Origin of the sequence: Agromyces tardus (assembly GCF_003710805.1) — a bacterium.
Classification (GTDB): Bacteria; Actinomycetota; Actinomycetes; order Actinomycetales; family Microbacteriaceae; genus Agromyces; species Agromyces tardus.
The window spans coordinates 88953-109145 of the sequence record NZ_RHHB01000001.1 but is presented as its reverse complement, the minus strand read 5'-3'; the positions used below and the strand labels follow the sequence as shown (position 1 = coordinate 109145).

Annotated in this window: 20 protein-coding genes; 9 read left to right on the top strand and 11 right to left on the bottom strand. The window is 71.6% G+C overall.

Features of this window, described 5'->3' with window-relative positions; all coding sequences use genetic code 11:
* Window positions 1-26: 26 nt before the first annotated feature.
* The 3 genes from EDM22_RS00455 to EDM22_RS00445 are packed head-to-tail and all read right to left on the bottom strand — an operon-like array spanning window position 27 to window position 3242.
* The gene (locus EDM22_RS00455; RefSeq protein WP_122935066.1) at window positions 27-440 is read right to left on the bottom strand and encodes a nuclear transport factor 2 family protein; all 414 of its coding nucleotides are present in this window, start codon (window positions 438-440) and stop codon (window positions 27-29) included.
* A 40-nt stretch (window positions 441-480) separates the two neighbouring features.
* A complete protein-coding gene (locus tag EDM22_RS00450; RefSeq protein WP_122935065.1) occupies window positions 481-1866 on the bottom strand; it encodes a class I SAM-dependent methyltransferase in 1386 nt (461 codons plus the stop codon).
* Complete coding sequence (locus EDM22_RS00445) at window positions 1863-3242, bottom strand: FAD-binding oxidoreductase (RefSeq protein ID WP_122935064.1); 1380 nt, start codon at window positions 3240-3242, stop codon at window positions 1863-1865. The genes EDM22_RS00450 and EDM22_RS00445 overlap by 4 nt, the downstream gene beginning before the upstream one ends.
* Window positions 3243-3376: 134 nt before the next feature.
* Here EDM22_RS00445 and ectB point away from each other — a divergent pair, with 134 nt between their 5' ends.
* Entirely contained in the window at window positions 3377-4651 is a 1275-nt protein-coding gene (gene ectB / locus EDM22_RS00440; RefSeq protein WP_122935063.1) for a diaminobutyrate--2-oxoglutarate transaminase, read from the top strand.
* Here the strand turns inward: ectB and EDM22_RS00435 are convergent.
* The 3 genes from EDM22_RS00435 to EDM22_RS00425 form a co-directional block, all read right to left on the bottom strand.
* Complete coding sequence (locus tag EDM22_RS00435; protein ID WP_122935328.1) at window positions 4648-5445, bottom strand: alpha/beta fold hydrolase; 798 nt, start codon at window positions 5443-5445, stop codon at window positions 4648-4650. The genes ectB and EDM22_RS00435 overlap by 4 nt on opposite strands.
* Window positions 5446-5947: 502 nt before the next feature.
* A complete protein-coding gene (locus tag EDM22_RS00430) occupies window positions 5948-6856 on the bottom strand; it encodes a potassium channel family protein (RefSeq protein WP_122935062.1) in 909 nt (302 codons plus the stop codon).
* A gap of 80 nt (window positions 6857-6936) precedes the next feature.
* Complete coding sequence (locus tag EDM22_RS00425; RefSeq protein WP_122935061.1) at window positions 6937-7437, bottom strand: bifunctional nuclease family protein; 501 nt, start codon at window positions 7435-7437, stop codon at window positions 6937-6939.
* 127 nt (window positions 7438-7564) lie between these two features.
* Between EDM22_RS00425 and EDM22_RS00420 the strand changes: the two genes are divergently transcribed.
* The 3 genes from EDM22_RS00420 (at window position 7565) to EDM22_RS00410 (ending at window position 10124) form a co-directional block, all read left to right on the top strand.
* Complete coding sequence (locus EDM22_RS00420) at window positions 7565-8239, top strand: YdeI/OmpD-associated family protein (protein ID WP_122935060.1); 675 nt, start codon at window positions 7565-7567, stop codon at window positions 8237-8239.
* A gap of 68 nt (window positions 8240-8307) precedes the next feature.
* Window positions 8308-9045 (top strand): IclR family transcriptional regulator, encoded by a 738-nt coding sequence (locus EDM22_RS00415; protein ID WP_122935059.1) that lies wholly within the window; start codon window positions 8308-8310, stop codon window positions 9043-9045.
* A gap of 71 nt (window positions 9046-9116) precedes the next feature.
* Window positions 9117-10124, top strand: coding sequence for a hypothetical protein (locus EDM22_RS00410; RefSeq protein ID WP_122935058.1), 1008 nt, complete (start codon window positions 9117-9119; stop codon window positions 10122-10124).
* Between the two features lie 46 nt (window positions 10125-10170).
* On the opposite strand, the gene EDM22_RS00405 is transcribed toward EDM22_RS00410, so the two are convergent.
* Entirely contained in the window at window positions 10171-12078 is a 1908-nt protein-coding gene (locus EDM22_RS00405; RefSeq protein ID WP_122935057.1) for an FAD-binding monooxygenase, read from the bottom strand.
* 231 nt (window positions 12079-12309) lie between these two features.
* Here EDM22_RS00405 and EDM22_RS00400 point away from each other — a divergent pair, with 231 nt between their 5' ends.
* The gene (locus tag EDM22_RS00400; RefSeq protein ID WP_122935056.1) at window positions 12310-13329 is read left to right on the top strand and encodes a glycoside hydrolase family 25 protein; all 1020 of its coding nucleotides are present in this window, start codon (window positions 12310-12312) and stop codon (window positions 13327-13329) included.
* A gap of 31 nt (window positions 13330-13360) precedes the next feature.
* Here the strand turns inward: EDM22_RS00400 and EDM22_RS19910 are convergent, their stop codons facing one another.
* The gene (locus EDM22_RS19910) at window positions 13361-14275 is read right to left on the bottom strand and encodes a lytic transglycosylase domain-containing protein (RefSeq protein ID WP_245989063.1); all 915 of its coding nucleotides are present in this window, start codon (window positions 14273-14275) and stop codon (window positions 13361-13363) included.
* A gap of 273 nt (window positions 14276-14548) precedes the next feature.
* Here EDM22_RS19910 and EDM22_RS19370 point away from each other — a divergent pair, with 273 nt between their 5' ends.
* The gene (locus tag EDM22_RS19370; RefSeq protein WP_170963942.1) at window positions 14549-14722 is read left to right on the top strand and encodes a hypothetical protein; all 174 of its coding nucleotides are present in this window, start codon (window positions 14549-14551) and stop codon (window positions 14720-14722) included.
* 72 nt (window positions 14723-14794) lie between these two features.
* On the opposite strand, the gene EDM22_RS00390 is transcribed toward EDM22_RS19370, so the two are convergent.
* Entirely contained in the window at window positions 14795-15076 is a 282-nt protein-coding gene (locus EDM22_RS00390) for a hypothetical protein (RefSeq protein ID WP_122935055.1), read from the bottom strand.
* A gap of 210 nt (window positions 15077-15286) precedes the next feature.
* Between EDM22_RS00390 and EDM22_RS00385 the strand changes: the two genes are divergently transcribed.
* Complete coding sequence (locus EDM22_RS00385; RefSeq protein WP_122935054.1) at window positions 15287-16456, top strand: thiolase family protein; 1170 nt, start codon at window positions 15287-15289, stop codon at window positions 16454-16456.
* A gap of 9 nt (window positions 16457-16465) precedes the next feature.
* Entirely contained in the window at window positions 16466-17248 is a 783-nt protein-coding gene (locus tag EDM22_RS00380) for an IclR family transcriptional regulator domain-containing protein (protein ID WP_122935053.1), read from the top strand.
* 27 nt (window positions 17249-17275) lie between these two features.
* On the opposite strand, the gene EDM22_RS00375 is transcribed toward EDM22_RS00380, so the two are convergent.
* On the bottom strand, window positions 17276-18019 hold the full coding sequence (locus tag EDM22_RS00375) for a formylglycine-generating enzyme family protein (RefSeq protein ID WP_122935326.1): 744 nt from the start codon (window positions 18017-18019) through the stop codon (window positions 17276-17278).
* A gap of 163 nt (window positions 18020-18182) precedes the next feature.
* Between EDM22_RS00375 and EDM22_RS00370 the strand changes: the two genes are divergently transcribed.
* Window positions 18183-19613 (top strand): APC family permease, encoded by a 1431-nt coding sequence (locus tag EDM22_RS00370; protein ID WP_122935052.1) that lies wholly within the window; start codon window positions 18183-18185, stop codon window positions 19611-19613.
* 87 nt (window positions 19614-19700) lie between these two features.
* Here the strand turns inward: EDM22_RS00370 and EDM22_RS00365 are convergent, their stop codons facing one another.
* Window positions 19701-20177, bottom strand: coding sequence for a DNA alkylation repair protein (locus EDM22_RS00365; protein WP_245989062.1), 477 nt, complete (start codon window positions 20175-20177; stop codon window positions 19701-19703).
* Window positions 20178-20193: the final 16 nt, after the last annotated feature.

Sequence of the window (20193 nt, the reverse complement as noted above, 5' to 3'; positions counted from 1 at the left end):
CCGGGGACCGCCAGACCGGCCCGCGCTCACGCCGACTCCGGACGCTCCCCCGACAGCCCCTGCACGGCCTGCTCGATCCCGGCCTCCTCAGCCTCGACGTCCTCCACGTACAGCGTTCCGGCGACGATGAGGCCGTCCCGGATCCGGAACAACGCCACCCCGTGCACCTCGAACGGGCGCCCGTCGACGCGCGCCCCGGTCCACGACCATTCGCACCACGTGGTGTCCCCGTCCTCCACCGACCGGTGCACCTCGACCCGCAGGTCGGGCACCCCGGCGAACATCGCCGCCCAGTTGGCCCGAACCTGCGAGCTGCCCACGAACGCTCGCCCCGGGTGGGCGGGCTGCCGGCTGTCGTAGTCGGGATGGAAGAGCGCCAGCATCCCATCGAGGTCGTGGGCGTTCATGGCCCCGATCAGCTTCTCCATCACGATGTTCATCGCGCCTCCTCGGTCGAAGCAGGTTCGAGGTTCCTCGGGGCTACGGCGTCCACCACGGCCGCAACGGCAGGTCGCCGTTGCCGCCGCGGTCGTCGGGCCGCACCGCGAGCACCTGGTGCAGCTGGATGCCGTTCGTCTCGAACGCGAGCCGCGACCCGGCCATGTAGAGGCCCCAGATCTTCGCGGTCGGCAGGCCGACCTCGGCGACCGCCTCGTCCCAGTGCGCGACGAGGTTGGCGCACCAGTCGCGCAGCGTCATCGCGTAGTGCAGGCGCAGGTTCTCCTCGTGCAGCACCTCGAGGCCCACGTCCTGCGCCTCCGTGATGATGCGGCCCGAGCCGGTGATCTCGCCGTCGGGGAAGACGTAGCGGTCGATGAAGCCGCGGGTCGACGCTTCGTGCTTGTTGTCCGGTCGGGTGATGCAGTGGTTGAGCAGGAGCCCGCCGGGCCGCAGCCGGGACTGCAGGAACGTGAAGTACGAGGCGTAGTTGCGCACGCCGATGTGCTCGAGCAGCCCGATCGACGACACCGCGTCGAAGCCCGACTCGGTGATGTCGCGATAGTCGCCGTAGCGCACCTCGGCGAGGTCGGCCAGGCCCTCGTCGACGATCGCCTGCTGCGCCCACGTCGACTGTTCGCGCGACAGCGTCACGCCGATGGCCCGCACCCCGTGCCGGGCGGCGTAGCGCACCATGCCGCCCCAGCCGCATCCGACGTCGAGCAGCTGGTCGCCCCGCTTCAGGCGCAGCTTCTCGAACACGAGCCGGTACTTGTTCTCCTGCGCTTCGTCGAGGGATGCGTCGGGGCGCGGGTAGCACGCGCAGGTGTAGGTCATCGACGGCCCGAGCACCCACTCGTAGAAGGTGTTCGACACGTCGTAGTGGTGGTGGATCGCCTCGGCGTCGCGGGACTTGCTGTGCCGGAGCCCCGCAGCCACCCGTCGCCACCGCGGCGGGGCCTCCTCCGGCGGCGGCGCGATCGGCCGCAGGTGCTCGAGTCCGATCGAACGGAGCACCTCGACCATGACCTTCGGCGAGGGCAGCTTGAACTCGAGGCTCTCGGTGAGCGCCTTGAGCAGCTCGTACGGGTCGCCGGGATGCACGCCGTGGACCTCGAGGTCGCCGGCGATGTAGGCGCGGCCGAGCCCGAGATCGCCGCGGCCCGTGGCGAGGTAGGTCGTGCCGCGGGGCGACTTCAGTTCCAGCCCGAGCGGCGCGTCGGGTGGTCCGGCCGAGCTCCCGTCGTAGGCGGTGAATCGCAGCGGGAGCCTGCCGCCGGCGAAGATCTCCAGGATCTCGGCGAGGTTGAGCCTGCCGGCGGCGTTCGCCCGCGCCGTGGCATCCGGCACCGCCGCCGTCGCCACCGGCGCCGCCGCCGTCGCGGCCTGCTTCGCCGTCTCGGGCGCGCCTTCCTTGAACGAGGTCATCGTCGTTGCACCGCCTTCGCGTAGAGGTCGAGGAGTCGCGCATCGGGGTCGTACCGCCGCTTCACCGCCCGATACGTCGTGCCGCCGTAGAGCTCGTCGAACTCGTCGGGCTCGTAGTAGGCGTCGGAGTAGAGCGACTTGTGCCCGTCGAGCTCGCTCACCTTCCGCTCGATCCGCCGGTTCGTCGCCCCTTCGGTCGCACCGACCGGCACCGTCGACCAGAAGCCGACGTTGACGTACGTGCGGTTCGGGCGCAGGGGGTAGAGCGGCCAGCCCTCGTCGTCGCGCAACCGCAGCGGGCACAGCCAGATCGGCTCGATCGGCACGTTCGCGAGGAACCAGTCGACGAACTCGGCGCACCGCTCGACCGGCACCTCGATGTCCTGCACGACGCGTTCGCGCGGCGGGCGGCGCTTGAGCTGCTCGAGGCGATCCCCGATGTCGAACCGGCGTTCGAGCTTCATCAGCTTCCAGTAGGCCGCGCTGTTGCGGTAGCGCCGCGGCCAGAGCCGGCGAACGACCGGATGCTGCGCCCCGAACGCCGCCGAGCACCAGAACCAGTCGGCATCCCACCGCCAGAGGTAATCGTGGATCGTGAGCCGGTCGTGGGTCGCGCCGTCGTCGTGCTGGATCGAGCGGTAGTAGATCCGCTGGCGGGTGTAGTCGCTGACCGGGCCGGATGCCGCGGTCTGCACGCCCACGCAGAGGTAGCTCTCGTCGGCGCTGAACACCACGCCGTCGAGGTAGTCGACGGGAACTCCGTCGAGTGCGCCGGTCTCGACGATGCCGTCCATCGTCGCCACCAGCTCGCGGAGCGTGTGGAACCGCAGGTGCGTGAGCGCGACGACGGGCTGCACCGGCTCGAGCTCGATGCGCAGGCGCACCGCGTAGCCGAGCGTGCCGTACGAGTTGGGGAAGGCGCGGAACAGGTCGGCGTGCTCGCTGCGCGACGCGGTGACCGCCTCGCCGGCGCCCGTGAGGATGTCCATCTCGAGCACCGACTCGTGCGGCAGCCCGTTCCGGAACGAGGTGGACTCGATGCCCAGCCCGGTGACCGCGCCGCCGAGCGTGATGGTCTTCAGCTGCGGCACCACGAGTGGCGCCAGGCCGTGCGGCAGCGTCGCCGCGACGAGGTCCTCGTAGGTGCACATCCCGGCGACGTCGGCGGTGCGCGCATCGGGGTCGACCGAGATGACGCCCGTGAGGCCCGACGTGTCGAGGCCGGGCGCCTCGGCCTTCGCGCGCGTGCGGAACAGGTTCGAGGTGCGCTTGGCGAGCCGCACCGGGGCCGACGGCGGCACCGCCCGATAGCTCGCGAGCAGGCGCTCCACGCCGTCGGCGTGAGCGGCCGGTGCGTCGGTCGCGGGTGCGGACACGCCTCCACGGTAGTCCCGGCGCAGCACCGGAAGCGAGGGGTTGCGCCGCCTGCCCCTCCGCCCCCAGCGCATTCGCCGCCGCGACCACGTACGCTCGAAGGACCCCACCCGATCCGATGAGGAGCCCGCCTGCCATGAGCGACCCCGCAGCCCTGGACGTCTTCGACCGCCGCGAGTCCGAGGTGCGCGGGTACATCCGCGCCTTCCCGACGGTCTTCGACCGTGCGGTCGGGTCGACCCTCATCGACGCCGACGGCCGCGAGTACCTCGACTTCTTCGCCGGCGCGGGCGTGCTCAACTACGGGCACAACAACCCCGTGCTCGTTCGCGCGCTCGTCGAGTACCTCGAGCGCGGCGGCATCCTGCACGGCCTCGATATGGCCACCTCGGCCAAGAAGGCGTTCATCGAGGCGTTCGAGCGGTTCGTGCTCGAACCGCGGGGGCTCGACCACAAGCTCCAGTTCACGGGCCCGACCGGGGCCAACGCGGTCGAGGCGGCGCTCAAGGTCGCCCGACAGGCCACGGGCCGGTCGAACGTCGTGGCCTTCACCAACGGCTTCCACGGGCTGAGCCTCGGCGCGCTCGCCGCGACGGGCAACAGCCACTACCGCGCCGCGGCGGGCGTCGGCCTCGACGACATCGCGCGTCTCCCCTACGACGGCTACCTCGGGCCGGACGTCGACACGCTCGACCTGTTCGAGAAGATGCTCGACGACCCGGGATCGGGACTCGACCTGCCCGCCGCCGTGATCGTCGAGGCCGTGCAGGGCGAGGGCGGCATCAACGTCGCCAGCGTGCCGTGGCTGCAGCGACTGCGCGAGCTCACGGCCGCCCGCGGCATCCTGCTCATCCTCGACGAGATCCAGGCCGGCGTCGGCCGCACCGGCTGGTTCTTCGCGTTCGAGGCCGCCGGCATCGTGCCCGACATCGTGACGGTGTCGAAGTCGATCTCCGGCTCCGGCCTGCCCATGTCGCTCGTGCTGCTGCGCCCCGAGGTCGACGTGTGGAAGCCGGGAGCGCACACCGGCACGTTCCGCGGCAACAACCTCGCCTTCGCCTCGGCCCGTGTCGCCCTCGAGACGTACTGGGCCGACTCGGCGTTCACCGACGCGATCGCCGCCAAGTCCGAACTGCTGCGCGGCGAGCTCGAGCAGATCGCGGCCGAGTACCCCGACCTCGGCTTCGTCGTGCGCGGGCGCGGCCTCATGTACGGCCTCGCCTGCGACCGCGACCGCGGGCTCGCCGGGCGCATCTCGAAGGCCGCCTTCGCGCGCGGCCTCGTGATCGAGACCTCCGGCGCCTTCGACGAGGTGCTCAAGTTCCTGCCGGCCCTCACGATCACCGACGACGAGCTCCGGCGCGGCCTCGGCATCGTGCGCGAGAGCCTCGACGCGGCGCTCGCCGGCTAGACGGCGCCGAAGAACTCCACCGCCGCCTGGCGGAACACGCGCGACCCCGGCGCGTTGAAGTGGTGCCGATCGGGCAGCTCGACGAACGTGCCGTTCGGCGTGGCATCCGCCAGCAACTTCGACCGCTCGAGGATGGCGTCCTCGCTGCCGGTGGCGAAGAGGATCGGCTGCAGCGGCGGGTTGGCCGGATCGGGGTCGGAATCGCCGAGCCGCATGCCCTCGGCGAGCGCGACGAGCGCCCGCAGGTCGTTGCCGGGCACCCGCTCGGCGAGCGTGCAGTAGTTCCACGTGACCTTGTCCTCGACCGGAGTGCCGTGCTCCGCGTACGCGCGGGCCTGCTCGATCTGCAGCCGGGCGAGCGGCCGGCCGTCGGGGATGCCGCCGAGCACCGCCCGGTCGATGCGGTCGGGCACCTGCACCGCGACCTGCCAGCCCACGCGCGCGCCGAGCGAGTACCCGGCGTAGTGCACGGTGTCGAGCAGGTACGTGTCGAGCACGGTCACGAGGTCGTCGACGAGCGCGTCCATGCCGAAGGCGGATGCCTCGTGCGGCTTGTCGCTCGCGCCGTGGCCGCGCTGGTCGACGCCGAGCACGCGGAATCCCGCGCGCGTGAGGTCGCGCACCCACCCTGTCATGACCCAGTTGTCGCGGCAGCTCGACGCGAACCCGTGCACGCACAGCACGGTCGGCGCGTCCTCGTCGCCCCACGTGTAGGTGGCGATGCGTCGCCCGTCGGCCGACATCACGTACTGCGGCGACGGCATCTCGGTCAGGGCGGGGATCGCGGCGGTCATGCCGCCCATTCTCCCGGTCGGGCGGGCCGCGCGCTGCATCCGGTCGTATTGTTCAGCGGGCTCGACAGCGCGCTCGACCTGCTGTCGATGACGCGGCCGCCCCCGTCACCAGAACAGGACGACACGCCGACCGCGCCTCGAAAACAGGAAGACGCGCCGCGTGGGCAGGCGGGCCTACCTGTTCTCGTGACGCTTGCGGCGCTCAGCCCGGCACCCGCGCCCCCGCGCCAAGCAGGCCTCTCCCCATCGCAGCTCCGATACTGCCGTCACCAGAACAGGACGACACGCCGACCGCGCCTCGAAAACAGGAAGACGCGCCGCGTGGGGCAGCTGGCCTTCCTGTTCTCATGGCGCCCTCCGCCCCCAACCCGGCCACCGCGAGCCCCCGGCCAGGCCATCTCATGCAGCATGGTCAGCGGATGCCGCGTGGCGGGCGGATGCCGCGTGGCGGGCGGATGCCGCGGCGTCGGCGGATGTCGAGGCATCCGCGCGCGCCGCGCGCTCACTCCGCCGGCGACTCCGACTCCGCGGTGCGGGGCGGCGACGAAGCCTGCCGGTGCTGCCGCGCGTACTCCTGCAGGGTCGCATCGGTGTCGTCGTCGGCGGGGATGAACCGATCGCGCAGCACGCGAGCGAAGTCGTCGATGCCCGCCTCGAGCATGTGGCCGCTGTTGCGCACGGTGCGATCGGGCGAACGCCGGGCGATCCTCGCAAGGCGCAGGCCGTACGGGAGCTGCGCCGCGAGGGAGGTGGCGGGGTCGTCCTCGGTGAAGTAGTACGACTCGGCGTTCTGCGACAGGTCGACCCGCGCCTCGACGACGTCGACGCCGATGGAGTCGAGCATGGCGCTGGCCGTCTGCGGATCCATCTCCGGAAGGTGCTGCGCCACGTCGGCCCGGTCCATCAGGGCGAGCCGCAACGCGAGGGCGCGACGTCGGCCGAGCGCGGGATAGAGCTCGATGAACCAGGCGACCGCGGCGGTGAGCAGCGCGAATCCCGTGAGCGCCTGCAGTGGGGCGACGACCCGCAGCCACGGCTCGATCGGGTACACGTCGCCGAGGCCCAGCGTCGACATGCTGACGACCGAGAAGTAGAAGGCCTCGACGATCGGCGGATGTTGCTCGGGATGCACCTCCGACGCGTAGCCGAATCCCGACGGCACGTGCGGCAGGTACACGAGCGCCCAGCCCACCACCTGCAGCGCCGCCCACAGCGTGACGGCGGCGACCGTCGCGAGAGGTCCCGCCACAGAGCGGCCCCGCCGGCCCGCCGCCGACGACAGGCGCCAGGTCGTGTTCGCGACGAGGTGCGTAAGGCGACCGCGCCCGGTGGGGTGGAGCACCGAGTGGAAGACCTCGTTGAGGCCGATCGCGATGATGACGAGTCCGGCTGCCGTCCACACCCAGATCACGAGCCCACCGCGATCCCGCTGCGCTTCATCTCGGCCATGCGCCCAGTCTCGCAGCCGACCGGACGAGGCGAGTGGGCACTTCAGCCCTGGAAGTCCTCGGGATCCACTTCCTCGAGGAACTTCTTGAACTCGTCGAGCGCTTCCTCCTCGGATTCCGGGTGCGGTTCGACCATCTCGGCGGGGATGCCGGCCTCGTCGAGCACGTCGTCGGCGACGAAGAGCGGCGCCTCGGTGCGCACCGCGAGGGCGACCGAGTCCGACGGGCGCGCGTCGAGCACCGTCGGGCCGGAGGGGGTGGCGAGGCTGATCTCGGCGTAGAACGTGCCGTCGTCGATGCGGGTCACCTCGATGCGCTCGACCTCGGCGCCCACGGTGTCGAGCAGCGTCTTCATGAGGTCGTGCGTGAGCGGCCTCGGCGCGTGGTCGCCGCCGAGGGCGATGAGAATCGAGGTGGCCTCCTGCTCGCCGATCCAGATCGGCAGCACCCGGCCCACGCTCGGCTCCTCGCCGATGGGTTTCAGCAGGATGATGTGCTGCCCCGCAGCGTCGAGGGCAACCCCGAGGACGCGAACCTGGACCATGGCGCCTCCCGCCGGACGATGGGCGTGACACTGCCATGCTACGTCGCACCGCCGTCGGCGCGACCCCCGCGGGCGGCAGACGAGCCGGGCGGATGCCGCCGTCGGTGGCGGCTGGCAGACTCGACGCATGACCGCGCAGATCGGCACTCCGGGCGGCACGCCCGAGCGGCCCGCCCTCTTCTTCTCGGGGCCCGAGGAGTTCCGCGCGTGGCTCGAGGCCAACCACGCCACGGCGACGGAGCTGTGGATGGGCCTCTACAAGAAGCACGTGCCCGACCGCGCGCTCACGTGGGAGACGGCGGTGCCCGAGGCGCTGTGCTTCGGCTGGATCGACTCGGTCGCCCAGCGCATCGACGACGATGCCGTGCGCCAGCGCTGGACGCCGCGCAAGCCCTCGAGCAACTGGTCGAGCGTGAACATCGCGCTCGTCGAGCAGCTCACTGCCGAGGGGCGCATGCGCGAGGCGGGCCTCGCCGCGTTCGAGCGGCGACGCGACGACCGGTCGGGCGTGTACTCGCACGAGAACCCGCCCAAGGAGCTGCCGCCCGAGGCGGCGGCACGGCTCGCAGCGGATGCCGCGGCATCCGCCTTCTGGGAGCTGGCCACCCCGAGCTACCGCCGCCAGGTCGTGCACTGGGTGCTCACCGCCAAGCAGGAGGCCACACGGGAACGGCGGCTGCAACAGGTCATCGACGACAGCGCCGCGGGGCGTGTGGTGCCGTTCCAGCGCTACGGCGAGATCCCGAAGTGGGTCGAGCGGGCTGCCGCGGCGGCGCGTGCCGCAGACGGTGATGTTCTATAGTCGAACACATCGTTCACCTCGTGGGCGATCGCGTGCGGGCACGCGCCGCCGACCACCGAAGAGGACCCATGGCCGCCGCAGATGCCGGAGCAGCCGGCACCGACACGACCACCGCCGCACCGCAGTCGCAGACGCTCTCGCGCGGCATCCGCATCCTCGAGATCCTCGCCGACGCGCGCGAGCCGCTCACGATCGACGAGCTCGCCCAGCGCCTGGGCGTGCACCGCTCGGTCGCGTACCGCCTGCTGCGCACCCTCGAGCACCACCGCCTCACGGTGCGCGACCCCGGCGGGCGCATCATCCTCGGCGCGCGCCTCGCGGCGCTCGCCGCGGGGGTCGCCCACGACGTGCAGGCCGAGGCGCTGCCCGAGCTCACGAGCGCGGCGAACGAACTGGCCATGACGTGCTTCCTCGCGGTGCTCGACGCCGACGAGATCGTCACGCTCACGAGCGTCGAGCCGCGGCACGCGATCGCGTCGGTCGCGCAACGACCCGGCACGCGCCATTCCATCGGCCTCGGCGCACCGGGCAAGGTCATCCTCGCGTCGCTCCCCCAGCACGTCTGGCCCGCCGACGTCGATGCCCCGCACCGCGCCGAGCTCGACGAGGTGCGCGCCCGCGGCTACGCGATCAGCCACGACGAGGTCATCCCGGGGCTGCGGTCCACGGCGGTGCCGCTCAAGCTGCCGAACGGGCAGCCCGCCGCCCTCGCGGTCGTCTACGTCTCGAGCACGCGCTCCGACGCCGAGATCGCCGAGCGGCTCGCGACCGCATCGCGGTCGATCCGCAGCGCGCTCGGCGGCTGAGGGGCGAGCGGATGCCACGCCGCGGGCCGGATCGCGCGGGTGCGACGGAGCCCGGCCGATAGGGTGCCGGGATGTCGATCCCTACCGACCAGTCCGAGCACGACGACCGAACCGACCGAACCGCAGCCGCCGACCACCCCGCCGAGGTCGGACCCCACGCCGGTGCGCCGCGCCGGCTGAGCCCCTGGATCCCGCCGCTCATCGGCGTCGCCGGCGCGATCCTCGGCCTGCTGCCTTGGCTCGTCACGGGCATGCGGCTGCCGCTGCAGAACCTGTGGGCCACCGAGACCCTGCCCGACCGCATGCCGGTCGTGCTGCTGCCGTTCAGCCAGTACGCGCTCATGCTCATCGCTGCGCTCCTCATCATCGGCGCTGCCACCGCCGGCCTCGCCGCCCGCGCGACGCGCCCGCGCCTGCCCGGCGGCGGCGTGACCGCGATCTTCGCCGGGCTCCTCGCGACGCAGGTGATCGCGGCCGCGCAGACCACGACGGTCGTGCGAGCCGGGCTCGAGGACCGCGGCGAGTCGACCCTGTACCTCAGCGCCGTGCTCGCCGTCGTGGTGCTGGCGATCCTCGTCGGCACGCTGGCGTTCTGGCTCATCGCGACGGCACGCCGAGCGGGCGCGCTCCTCGGGCTCGCCGTCGCCGCGATCGCCGTCGGTCCGTGGCTCAACGGCCTGATCGTGCCGTTCGGCACGATCCCGGCCGAGTGGGTCACCGCGCTGTTCGGGTGGACCCGGTGGGTCCCGGCGATCCTCGTCGGCGTGGCGATCGCGTGGTGCGGCGTCGACACCGTCGGTCGCGTCATCGCCGCGCTCGCGAGCCTCCTCCTGCTCTGGGCCGCGCCCGCGGTCATCACGGGGGTCTCGAACGCCGCCGGAAGCCGCGTGCTCGCGAGCTCGCCCGCCGACATGGTCGACTACGCCGTGCAGGTCACCCGCATGGCGCTCTTCCTGCCCGAGCTCGCGCTGCCCCCCATCGTCGTCGCGGTCGTGGTGGCTGCCGCGGGACTGCTCGCTCGCGCCGTCATCCGCCGACGCGGACGGGCCGGCGAGACAGGCACGACGATCGGCGGCTGAGGGCGACGGATGCCACGCGGCATCCGTCGCCGTCGCCGTGTCGTGGTCAGGCCGTCACGGGCAGGTTCGCACCCAGGATCGGGGCGAAGAACGCCGCGAGCTCGGCCGTCGCCGTGAGCGGCAGCACGTTCGCGACGTACTGGTCGGGGCGCACCACCACCACGGCGCCGCCGCGGTCGATGCCGCGCAGCTCGAAGACGTCCTGCTCGGGGTCGGTCGCGAAGACCTTCTCGAGGTCGATGAGCTCGAACGGACCGACCCGGGGCTTGAAGACCGCGGGCACGGCGCCGAGGTCGACCTCGGTGTGCGGCTGCTGGTAGACCACCTTGACGTCGAACCATGCGTCGGGATCCGCGCCGGCGGGCGTCGCCGCGAGGGGCGAGTCGGGCGCGTTCGCGATCCACTCCGCGAGGTCGGTCACGGCGGATGCCGCGCCCGCGCGCGCCGCGTCGGCGAACACGTAGATGCGCCAGCGGCCGTCGGCCGTCGCGTGGTGGCCGAGGTGCACGTCGTTCGCGTCGCACACCCGGGTGACGACCGCGGACTTGAAGCGCTTGCCGATCGGGAACCCGGTCGCGAGCTCCTGGTGCGCGGCCTCGCCGACGATGAGCGACGGCGCGTACTGGGTCATGAACCCGGCGGGGAACTCGGCGGTGCGCACGTAGAAGTCCTCGAGCTCCGAGGGGCTCTCGAACTCCTCGGGCTTCTTGGCCATGAGCGTCGACCACTGCTTGTCGAAGTCGATGAGGTTCTGCGCCACCACCTGCCGCTCGGCGGAGTACGTGGCGAGCAGGCTCTCGGGGCTGCGCCCCTCGAGCACGTGGCCGAGCTTCCAGCCGAGGTTCCACCCGTCCTGCATCGACACGTTCATGCCCTGGCCGGCCTTCGCGCTGTGCGTGTGGCACGCGTCGCCGGCGATGAACACCCGCGGGGTGCGCGAGCCCGCGGCATCCGCGAGCACGTCGTCGAAGCGGTCGGTGAGGCGGTGGCCCACCTCGTACACGCTGTGCCACGCGACGTTGCGCACGTCGAGCGTGTACGGGTGCAGGATGTCGTTGGCCTTCGCGATGATCTGCTCGATCGAGGTCTCGCGCACCTTGCCGTGGTCGTCGGGCGCGACCTCGCCGAGGTCGACGTACATGCGGAACAGGTAGCCGCCCTCGCGCGGGATGAGCAGGATGTTGCCCGCCTCGGACTGGATCGAGCACTTCGTGCGGATGTCGGGGAAGTCGGTGACGGCGAGCACGTCCATGACGCCCCATGCGTGGTTGGCCTGGTCGCCGGCCATGTGGCATCCGATCGCCGCCCGCACCTTGCTGCGCGCGCCGTCGGCGCCCATCACGTACTTCGCGCGCACGACGCGCTGCTCGCCCACGCGCTCCCCAGTGGTGCGCGCGAGCGTGACGGCGACGGGGTACTCGGCGCCCGCGCTGTCGCCGGCGATCTCGAGGCCGACGAACTCGTAGCCGTAGTCGGGCTGCATGCGGGTCGGAGCGTTCGCAGCGAACTCGGCGAAGTAGTCGAGCACCCGGGCCTGGTTGACGAGCAGGTGCGGGAACTCGCTGATGCCGGTCTCGTCGTCGATCGTGCGCGCAGCCCGCACGATGCGCGTGGGGTCCTCGTGGTCGGGCTTCCAGAACGCCATCTCGGTGATGCGGAACGCCTCGGCGATGATGCGCTCGGCGAATCCGAACGCCTGGAAGGTCTCGACGCTGCGCGCCTGGATGCCGTCGGCCTGACCGATCTCGAGGCGGCCGGGCCGACGCTCGACGATGCGGGTCACGACGTTCGGGAACTGCGAGAGCTGCGCCGCCGCGATCATGCCCGCAGGCCCCGTGCCGACGATGAGCACGTCGACCTCGTCGGGGAGCTCCTCGGGGCGGTCGATGCCGACGCCGGCGGCCGGCTGCACCCGGGGGTCGCCCGAGACGTATCCGTGGTGGTGGAACTGCACGGGTTCTCCTTCACATCGTTGTGGCTTGGCTTCGCGATTCGAGCGGTTCGATGCATCCTTGCTGTTCGATAATCGAACGTCACATTCACATATCGCTCACCCGATGATACGCACACCGCCCCCGACGCGCAACGCGACGCCGATCTCAGTGCTGCCCCCCTGGCCGCGGACGCCCGACGGGCGTACGTTGCCCTCGTCAGCGTCGGTACGACCCTCGAGGAGGCGGTCACCATGACGTACGGCATCGATGTGGGCACATCCCAACGGGAGATCGACCTCCGCAGGGCGCGCGACGACGGCGCGGAGTTCGTGATCGTGAAGGCCGGCGGGTTCAACACCGGCGAGCTCTACGTGGCGCCCTTCTACCAGGCGCAGATCGAGGGGGCGATGGCGGCCGGCCTTCCGCGCGGACACTACTGGCTCGTCGGCGGTGTGCTGGGGCCCGAATCCCAGGCGGACTACTTCGTGCAACACCTGCACGGGTTCGACGCATCGCACGACGTGCTCGCCCTGGACAACGAGCGCCTCGATCGCAACGGCACGTTCTGGAACCAAGGAGATGCGGTCCGGTTCCTCGCGCGCGTCCAGGCGCTGACGGGCATCGCCTGGAATCGCCTGTGGCATTACGCCGGAGCATCCGACTATCGCGGTCACACCCCGTGGGGCGCGGTGGCCGATCTCGGTGTCCGATTCTGGTGGGCGGCATACGGAGACGGGCCGACCGGCCATCGGCCCGACCACATCCCCGACCTGCAGGGGTCGATCCCGACCGCACATGTGCACCAGTTCTCCAGCAACTCGAACTGCGCCGGGTTCGCCCTCGACGGCAACCACACCGACCTCTCGGTCGCCGACCTGTTCGCGACGCCGGCGGTCGCGGGAGTCGCGGCGATGGCGGCGTCGCCGCTGCGCGGAGCGGGCATCCCCCGCACCAGCACCGAGGACGACGGCGTCCCGGGGCTGAACTACTGGAAGCGGTACCAGGTCGTGGCCTCGCGATTCGGCTACACCGGACCGATCGACGGCGACCCGGGCCGCAACACGCACCGGGGGTTCGCGCGATTCCTCAACGCCCTCGATCTTCCGGGACAAGCGAAGACCAACACCGACATCGACGGCATCCCCGGCCGCGTCTTCAACGAGCGACTCCAACTGCTGGCGCAGAAGAACGGCTACGCCGGCCCGATCGACGGTCGGCCCGGCGCCGAGACCTTCAAGGGCGTCGCCCGCTACCTCAACCGCGCGGTCTGAACTCGCCGAACCGGCGCGGTGCGGTCGAGGGCTACTCCCCGCCGCTCAGCGCCTGCTCGGCCGCCGCCGCGTACTCGTTCGCGACCCTCGCGACCTTGTCGACGTAGTCGCTGTCGTGGTTGTAGGAGTAGATCGCCGCGCGCCACGCACCGTCGCTGGTCATCGGCCCCGACGCGCAGAGGTAGCGCGCCGTGGCCAGGGCGGCGTCGTCGATCTGGTTCGGGTCGGCCACGTCGTCGCCGTTCGCGTCGCTCCCCCATTCGACCCACGTCGACGGGATGAACTGCATCGGCCCGACCGCCCGGTCCCACGTGGGGTCGCCGTCGAGGAGCCCCTGGTCGGTATCCGCGATCTTGACCACGCCGACGCCGTCGAGCGCGCGGCCGACGATGGCCGGGTCGGAGTGCCCGCTCTCGTCGAGCACCGCACCGGCGTAGCGTCCGTGGTTCGACTCGATCGAGCCGATCGCGGCGATCGTGGCCCAGTCGACGCCGCACTCCGGCTGCTCGTCGGCGATCGAGACGTGGGCCGACGCGTACGCCGAGAGCGCGCGCTCGGGGATGCCCGTCGCCGCGGCGATCCGCGCCGTCCATTCGGGATCGACGCGCGGCAGCAGCACCGCCATCGAGTCCGACACCGGCGACGAGTCCTCGTCGGTGGGGAGCGGTTCGTCGGACGCTGCAGGGCGGTCGTCCGGCAGCGTCGCGGGCGGCAACGCCGTGCGCGGCAACGCCGGGCCCCCTCCCAGCGCGGGCGCCGCGAATCCGGAGGGCTTGAACGCAACGCCCGCCGTGCTCACCGCGTAGATCGCGCCGACCGCCAGCGCGACCACCCCGGCCACGAGGCCGACGTAGCCGAGCACGCGACGCACGACCTCCCAGCCCGTCGCCCGGGCTCGGCGGTGCTCACCGAACTCGTCGGAGGTCGAATCGTCATCCCAAGACATCGCTGAGCCGTTCCGTTCGGGCATCGGTACCGAGGTCGCCCGCCGGGCCGACTGCCGCCATCCCATCAGCGAGCGGTGTCGCCGACCCGTCCATTCAGGCTACTCGCGCCCCGCGAATCCCGCACGGGCGGAAGCCACCCGTCCCGGGCCCCGCGGCATCCCCGGGTCGACCTCGGATGCCGCGGTGCCGACGCTCGACCGACACGCGCTCGACCTCGTCTGCGACAATCGGAGAGCGAACCATCCGCCCGCCGCCGAGCCGAAGGACCAGCGATGACGCCGAACCGACCGATTCACGACGAACGGCCCGCAGAGGGTGAAACGAAGCTCGCGCTGTTCGGCGCCGCGCTCATGCTGGGCATGGGATTGATCGTGATCGCCAGCGCACTGGTACTCATCGTCGCGGCCGTCGCCCTGGGCGACACCGCGCTCGTGCTGCCGGAGTGATCCGGCCGGGTCGGATGACCCGCCGCCGGCGGGCCCGGTGACCTCCCGATCCCATCGCGGCGGCCAGGTGCGTCAGGTGCCGTCGTCGGTGGGGTCATCGGCGTAGAGCGCGTCGAGCACGGCCGCGGCATCCCGATCTCCGGATGCCGCGAGCCGCTGGATCTCCACGATGTCGCCCCGCTGTGCCGCGAGCTGCACCAGCTCGCTCAACGCCGCAGTCCTGCCGCTCTGGGCGAGCAGCCGCAGTTCGTAGGAGTCCGCGCGATCGCCGGCCAGCTCCACCAGTCGCGCTGCTGCCTCCTCATCGCCGCGCTCCGCGCGCTCTCGCAGGTCCTCCAGTTCGGCATCCGACAAGGCCGTTCCTCCGTTGTCTCGGGGGGGTCAATGTAGCGCTCGACGACGGGTGCCGCACGCCCGCGCCGCCCCGCGCGCGTATACTCTTCGCTATGCGTACACTCGTTCGCTTCGCGAACATGGCGACGGTTCCGCCGTGTGCGAGGCATCCGGCGCGACCGTCGGCCTGCGCGTGCGCGAACTGCTGCAGCTCGACCTGAGGGAGATCCGATGACCGCCAGCTTCGTCTACGACGCCGTCCGCACGCCCTTCGGGCGCTTCGGCAAGTCGCTCGCCGGCATCCGCCCCGACGACCTCGCGGCGCACACGATCGAGGCGCTCCTCGCGCGGCATCCCGACCTCGACCCCGCCCGCATCGACGACATCGTCCTCGGCGACGCCAACCAGGCCGGCGAGGACAACCGCAACGTGGCGCGCATGGCGGGCCTGCTCGCCGGCGTGCCCACCTCCGTGCCGGGCACCACGGTCAACCGCCTCTGCGGTTCGAGCGTCGAGAGCGTGATCCAGGCCAGTCGCGCGGTCGAGACCGGCGACGCCGCGCTCGTGCTCGCGGGCGGCGTCGAGTCGATGAGCCGCGCGCCCTGGGTCGTGCTGAAGTCGCCCACCCCGTACCCCGCCGCATCCCAGACGATGCACTCGACCACGCTCGGCTGGCGCATGGTCAATCCGCGGATGCCGCAGCAGTGGACGGTCTCGCTGGGCGAGACCGCCGAGCTGCTCGCCGACCGGTTCGACATCACCCGCGAGGAGCAGGACGAGTTCGCCGTGCGCAGCCACCGCCGCGCCGCCGCGGCGTGGGACGCGGGCCTGCACGCCGAGGTCGTCGCCGTTCCCGGCACGACGCTCACGCGCGACGAGGGGATCCGCCCCGACGCTTCGGTCGACACGCTCGCGGGGCTGAAGCCCGCGTTCCGGCCGAACGGCACCGTCACCGCCGGCAACGCCTCGCCACTCAACGACGGCGCGTCGATGGTGCTCATCGGCGGCGAGCACGCCCCTCTCGACGCCGAGCCGCTCGCGCGGATCACCGGGCGCGGCGTGTTCGGCAACGACCCGCACACGTTCGGCATCGCCCCCGTCGAGGCCGCGAACCGCGCGCTTGCGCGCGCGGGACGCACATGGGCCGACGTCGACGTCGTCGAGCTCAACGAGGCGTTCGCGTCGCAGTCGCTCGCGTGCCTGCGACTCTGGCCCGAGCTCGACCCCGAGAAGGTCAACATCCACGGTGGAGCGATCGCCATCGGGCATCCGCTCGGCGCGTCGGGGGCCCGCCTCGTCGGCCACCTCGCGCACGAGCTCGCCCGGCGCGGCGGCGGGGTCGGCGTCGCGGCGATCTGCATCGGCGTCGGCCAAGGGCTCGCCGTCGTGCTCGAACGGTAGCGTGGTCGCATGGCCCCGGAACCGAGCGACGAGTTCGTCCAGTCGTTCGCACGAGGGCTCGCCGTCATCCGCGCGTTCGACGCCGATCACCCGCGGATGACGCTCAGCGAGGTCGCCGAGCGCACCGGCCTCACCCGCGCCGCAGCACGTCGATTCCTGCTCACCCTCGTGACGATGGGCTACCTGACCGGCGACGGCAGGGCGTTCCAGCTCACCCCGCAGGTGCTCGAGCTCGGCTACAGCTACCTCTCGGGGCTCTCGTTCCCCGAGCTCGCGCAGCCCCACCTCGAGGCGCTGTCACGGGAGCTCGGCGAGTCCACCTCGGCGTCGGTGCTCGACGGCGCCGACATCGTCTACGTCGCGCGCGTGCCCACCCGGCGCATCATGAACGTCACGATCACGATCGGCACGCGGTTCCCCGCCCACGCGACGTCGATGGGCCGCGTGCTCCTCGCTCACCTGCCGGCGACACGACTCGACGCCTACCTCGCGAACCTGCACGCCGAGCACCGCACCGACCGCACCGTCACCGACCCGATCGCCCTCCGCCGCGTGCTCGACGAGGTGCGTCAACAGGGATGGGCGCTCGTCGACGAGGAGCTCGAGGTGGGCCTGCGCAGCATCGCCGCTCCGGTGCACTCCCGCGACGACACCGTGATCGCGGCGGTCAACGTCGCGAGTTCGGCGAGCGCGGCGAGCGCCGAGCGCCTCCGTGAGGAGTTCCTGCCGGCGCTGCTCGGCGCGGCCGAGCGGATCGACCGGTCGATCCGCGTCGGCAGCGTCTCGGGCTGAGTTCCCGGCGCGGTCCAGCCGCTTCGGTCAGCGTCGCGGCGTCCACCCCGGCGGCAGCGGCCCGTCGATCGCCGCGCGCTCCAGGTCCGCCTCGGCCGACCAGCCTTGCGCGGCATCCGTCGAGTCGAAGCCGCCACGCGCGACGCGGAACCCGACGTCCTCGTGGTGCATGCGCGGTGCGCCACCGCGTCGGGTCGATGCCCGAACGCTCCACGCGTCATCCGCGAAGGCGCCCCCGCGGAACACGCGGTAGTCGTCGTAGCGGGCCGGGTCGAGCAGGTCCCAGCACCACTCCCACACGTTCCCGAGGGTGTCGAACAGGCCGTTGAGGTTCGGCAGCTTGGCGCCGACCTGCTGCGGCGTCGCGACGCCGTCGGCGCTCGTCCACGCGACCTCGGCGAGCGGTCCGTAGTGCGGACCGGTCGAGCCGGCGCGGCACGCGAACTCCCACTCCGCCTCGGTCGGCAGGCGGTACCCGTCGGCGTCGACGTGCCACGTGACCTCCTCGCCGTCGTAGGTGTACGCGGGGTCGAGCCCCTCCCACTCGGATGCCGCATTGCAGAACCGGACGGCGCGGAGCCAGCTCACGTCGGTTGCCGGCCGGCGCGGGTGCGACGCCGACTCGCCGAGCAGTTCCGCCAGCTGCTCCTGCGTGACCGGATACACGCCGATCTCGAACGGCTCGAGCTCGACGCTCCACCGCACGTTCCGGCGCGCGTCGTGCAGCGCGACGGTGCCGCCCGCGATGCGCGCCAGTTCGATGTCGGTCACCGGGGAAGTCTCGCAGGTCGCGACGCCGAGCAACGTCGCCTCCATCGGCAGCGTCGACATGACGGCGAACGATCGGCTCGGTGATCGACACCGTGGCGACGCAGGCGCCGGGGCGGATCACGTAGTGTCACCCCGCTCGACAATGGCGACGACAGGATCCACCATGACTGCACCTTCCACGCTCACCGCGCACCCCACGAAGCTCAAGCGCTCGCTCGGCCTCTGGGCCATCGTGGGTCTCGGCCTCGGCTACATGACCCCCATGACGGTGTTCGACACCTTCGGCTACGTCTCGGAGGAGAGCGGCGGGGTCGTGCCGCTCGCGTACCTCTTCGCGCTCGTGGTGATGCTGTTCACCGCGATCAGCTACGGGCGGATGACGCGCATCTACCCCTCGGCCGGATCGGCGTACACCTACGCGTCCGAGACGATCCACCCGAACGTCGGCTTCCTCGTCGGCTGGACGGCGCTCCTCGACTACCTGCTCCTCCCGCTCGTGAACGCGCTCCTCGTGCGCCAGTACTTCGAGGCGTTCTTCCCCGAGGTGCCCGGATGGATCTGGGTGCTCGGCTACGTCGCGGTCATCACGCTTCTCAACCTGTGGAGCATCTCGTCGACGTCGCGGGTGAACGCGACCCTGCTCGTCTTCCAGGTCGTGCTCATCGCCGTCTTCGTGATCCTCGCGTGGGGCGCACTGCAGCAGGGCGCCGGCAATGGCACTGCATTCAGCATCGAACCGCTGTACCACGCGAACGTGCAGATCGCGACGGTCATCAGCGCGGCGACCATCGTGTGCTTCTCGTTCATCGGATTCGACGCGATCACGATGTACACCGAGGAGGCGAAGGACGCGCACACCGTGCCCAAGGCGATCGTGCTCGCGCTCGTGCTCGGCGGCGTCATCTTCTTCACCGCCGCCTGGTTCGCCCAGTCGCTCTTCCCGGTCACCGAGGGCTTCACCGAGGGCACCGCTCTCCCCGAGATCGCCTACTCGGTCGGCGGCATGATCTTCCAGATCTTCTTCGTCTCGGCGGCGATCGCCGCCGCGGCCGCATCGAGCCTCGCCTCGCACGCGAGCGTGTCGCGCATGATCTACGTGATGGGCCGCAACGGCTCCGGCCCGATCGCACGGCGCCTGTCCTACGTGCACCCGCGCTTCCGCACCCCGGCCGTCGCGGTCGTGCTCGTCGGAATCGTGTCGCTCGGCGCCGCCGTGGCCGACCTCGACTTCGTCTTCTCGATGATCAACTTCGGCGCGCTCATCGCGTTCACCGTGGTGAACCTCGCGGTCATCCTGCACTTCGCCGTCCGTCGCCGCGAGGTGAAGAGCGCGTGGCAGGTCGTGCGGAACGTCGTGCTCCCCACGATCGGCGTCGTGCTCACCGTGGTGCTCTGGCTCAACGTGAGCAGCCAGGCGATGACCTACGGCCTCATCTGGCTGTCGATCGGCTTCATCGCGCTGCTCGTGATGACCCGCCTGTTCCGGCGCCGCCTGCACATGTCGCTCGAGGAGGACGAGGTCATCGCCGAGGGCGACGAGGGCCCCGACGCACTGCTCGAGGAGGACCGGGAGCGCCTGGCCGCTGGGGAGTAGCCCGCGCTCCCGAGGCGCCGTCCGGAATGGGGTCCGGGCGGCGCCTCACCCGTTCCACGGCGGCAGCCTCGGCCGGCTCGCCCGCCGTCAGAGCAGCGAGGCCGCCCATCGCAGGTGCGGATCGGCCTCGCTCGCCCACCTGTCGGTGATCCGGCGGGCCCGGGATGCCTCGGGGCCCTGCAACCGCTCGAGCAGCGGCCGAACCACGTCGCCGACCAACGGATCGACGAGCTCGCGCACGCGCGCGTCGCGGAGGAACTGCTCGAGGCGCGTGAGGTCGTTGCCGACCAGCATCGCCGCGTGCCGCTGCAGCACCACGATCGCGGCGAACCGCCGCTCGTACACGGGCACCGACCAGAGCTCGGCGGCGAGCGCGGTGGCCTCGTCATGCGTCGAGATCGGATGCCGCCGATCGGCATCGCGCACCGTACCCCGCACCGCGCCCACCGAGGCGCCGTAGAAGCGCAGGCCTCCGCCGATCCGCTCGGCGTCGGCCTCGGCCCGCGCCTCCGACCCCTCGGCGCGGAGCGTGGAGTCGATGAACTCGGCGGCCGGCAGCGTCACCGTTCGATTCTCCCGC

Excerpts from the sequence above, each read along its gene's own strand:
- EDM22_RS00400 (WP_122935056.1), top strand. The coding sequence starts at position 12,310 with ATGACGTACGGCATCGATGTGGGCACATCCCAACGGGAGATCGACCTC.
- EDM22_RS19370 (WP_170963942.1), top strand. The coding sequence starts at position 14,549 with ATGACGCCGAACCGACCGATTCACGACGAACGGCCCGCAGAGGGTGAA.
- EDM22_RS00410 (WP_122935058.1), top strand. The coding sequence starts at position 9,117 with ATGTCGATCCCTACCGACCAGTCCGAGCACGACGACCGAACCGACCGA.
- EDM22_RS00415 (WP_122935059.1), top strand. The coding sequence starts at position 8,308 with ATGGCCGCCGCAGATGCCGGAGCAGCCGGCACCGACACGACCACCGCC.
- EDM22_RS00455 (WP_122935066.1), bottom strand. The coding sequence starts at position 440 with ATGAACATCGTGATGGAGAAGCTGATCGGGGCCATGAACGCCCACGAC.
- EDM22_RS19910 (WP_245989063.1), bottom strand. The coding sequence starts at position 14,275 with ATGTCTTGGGATGACGATTCGACCTCCGACGAGTTCGGTGAGCACCGC.
- EDM22_RS00385 (WP_122935054.1), top strand. The coding sequence starts at position 15,287 with ATGACCGCCAGCTTCGTCTACGACGCCGTCCGCACGCCCTTCGGGCGC.
- EDM22_RS00435 (WP_122935328.1), bottom strand. The coding sequence starts at position 5,445 with ATGACCGCCGCGATCCCCGCCCTGACCGAGATGCCGTCGCCGCAGTAC.
- EDM22_RS00380 (WP_122935053.1), top strand. The coding sequence starts at position 16,466 with ATGGCCCCGGAACCGAGCGACGAGTTCGTCCAGTCGTTCGCACGAGGG.
- EDM22_RS00425 (WP_122935061.1), bottom strand. The coding sequence starts at position 7,437 with ATGGTCCAGGTTCGCGTCCTCGGGGTTGCCCTCGACGCTGCGGGGCAG.
- EDM22_RS00420 (WP_122935060.1), top strand. The coding sequence starts at position 7,565 with ATGACCGCGCAGATCGGCACTCCGGGCGGCACGCCCGAGCGGCCCGCC.
- EDM22_RS00450 (WP_122935065.1), bottom strand. The coding sequence starts at position 1,866 with ATGACCTCGTTCAAGGAAGGCGCGCCCGAGACGGCGAAGCAGGCCGCG.
- ectB (WP_122935063.1), top strand. The coding sequence starts at position 3,377 with ATGAGCGACCCCGCAGCCCTGGACGTCTTCGACCGCCGCGAGTCCGAG.
- EDM22_RS00370 (WP_122935052.1), top strand. The coding sequence starts at position 18,183 with ATGACTGCACCTTCCACGCTCACCGCGCACCCCACGAAGCTCAAGCGC.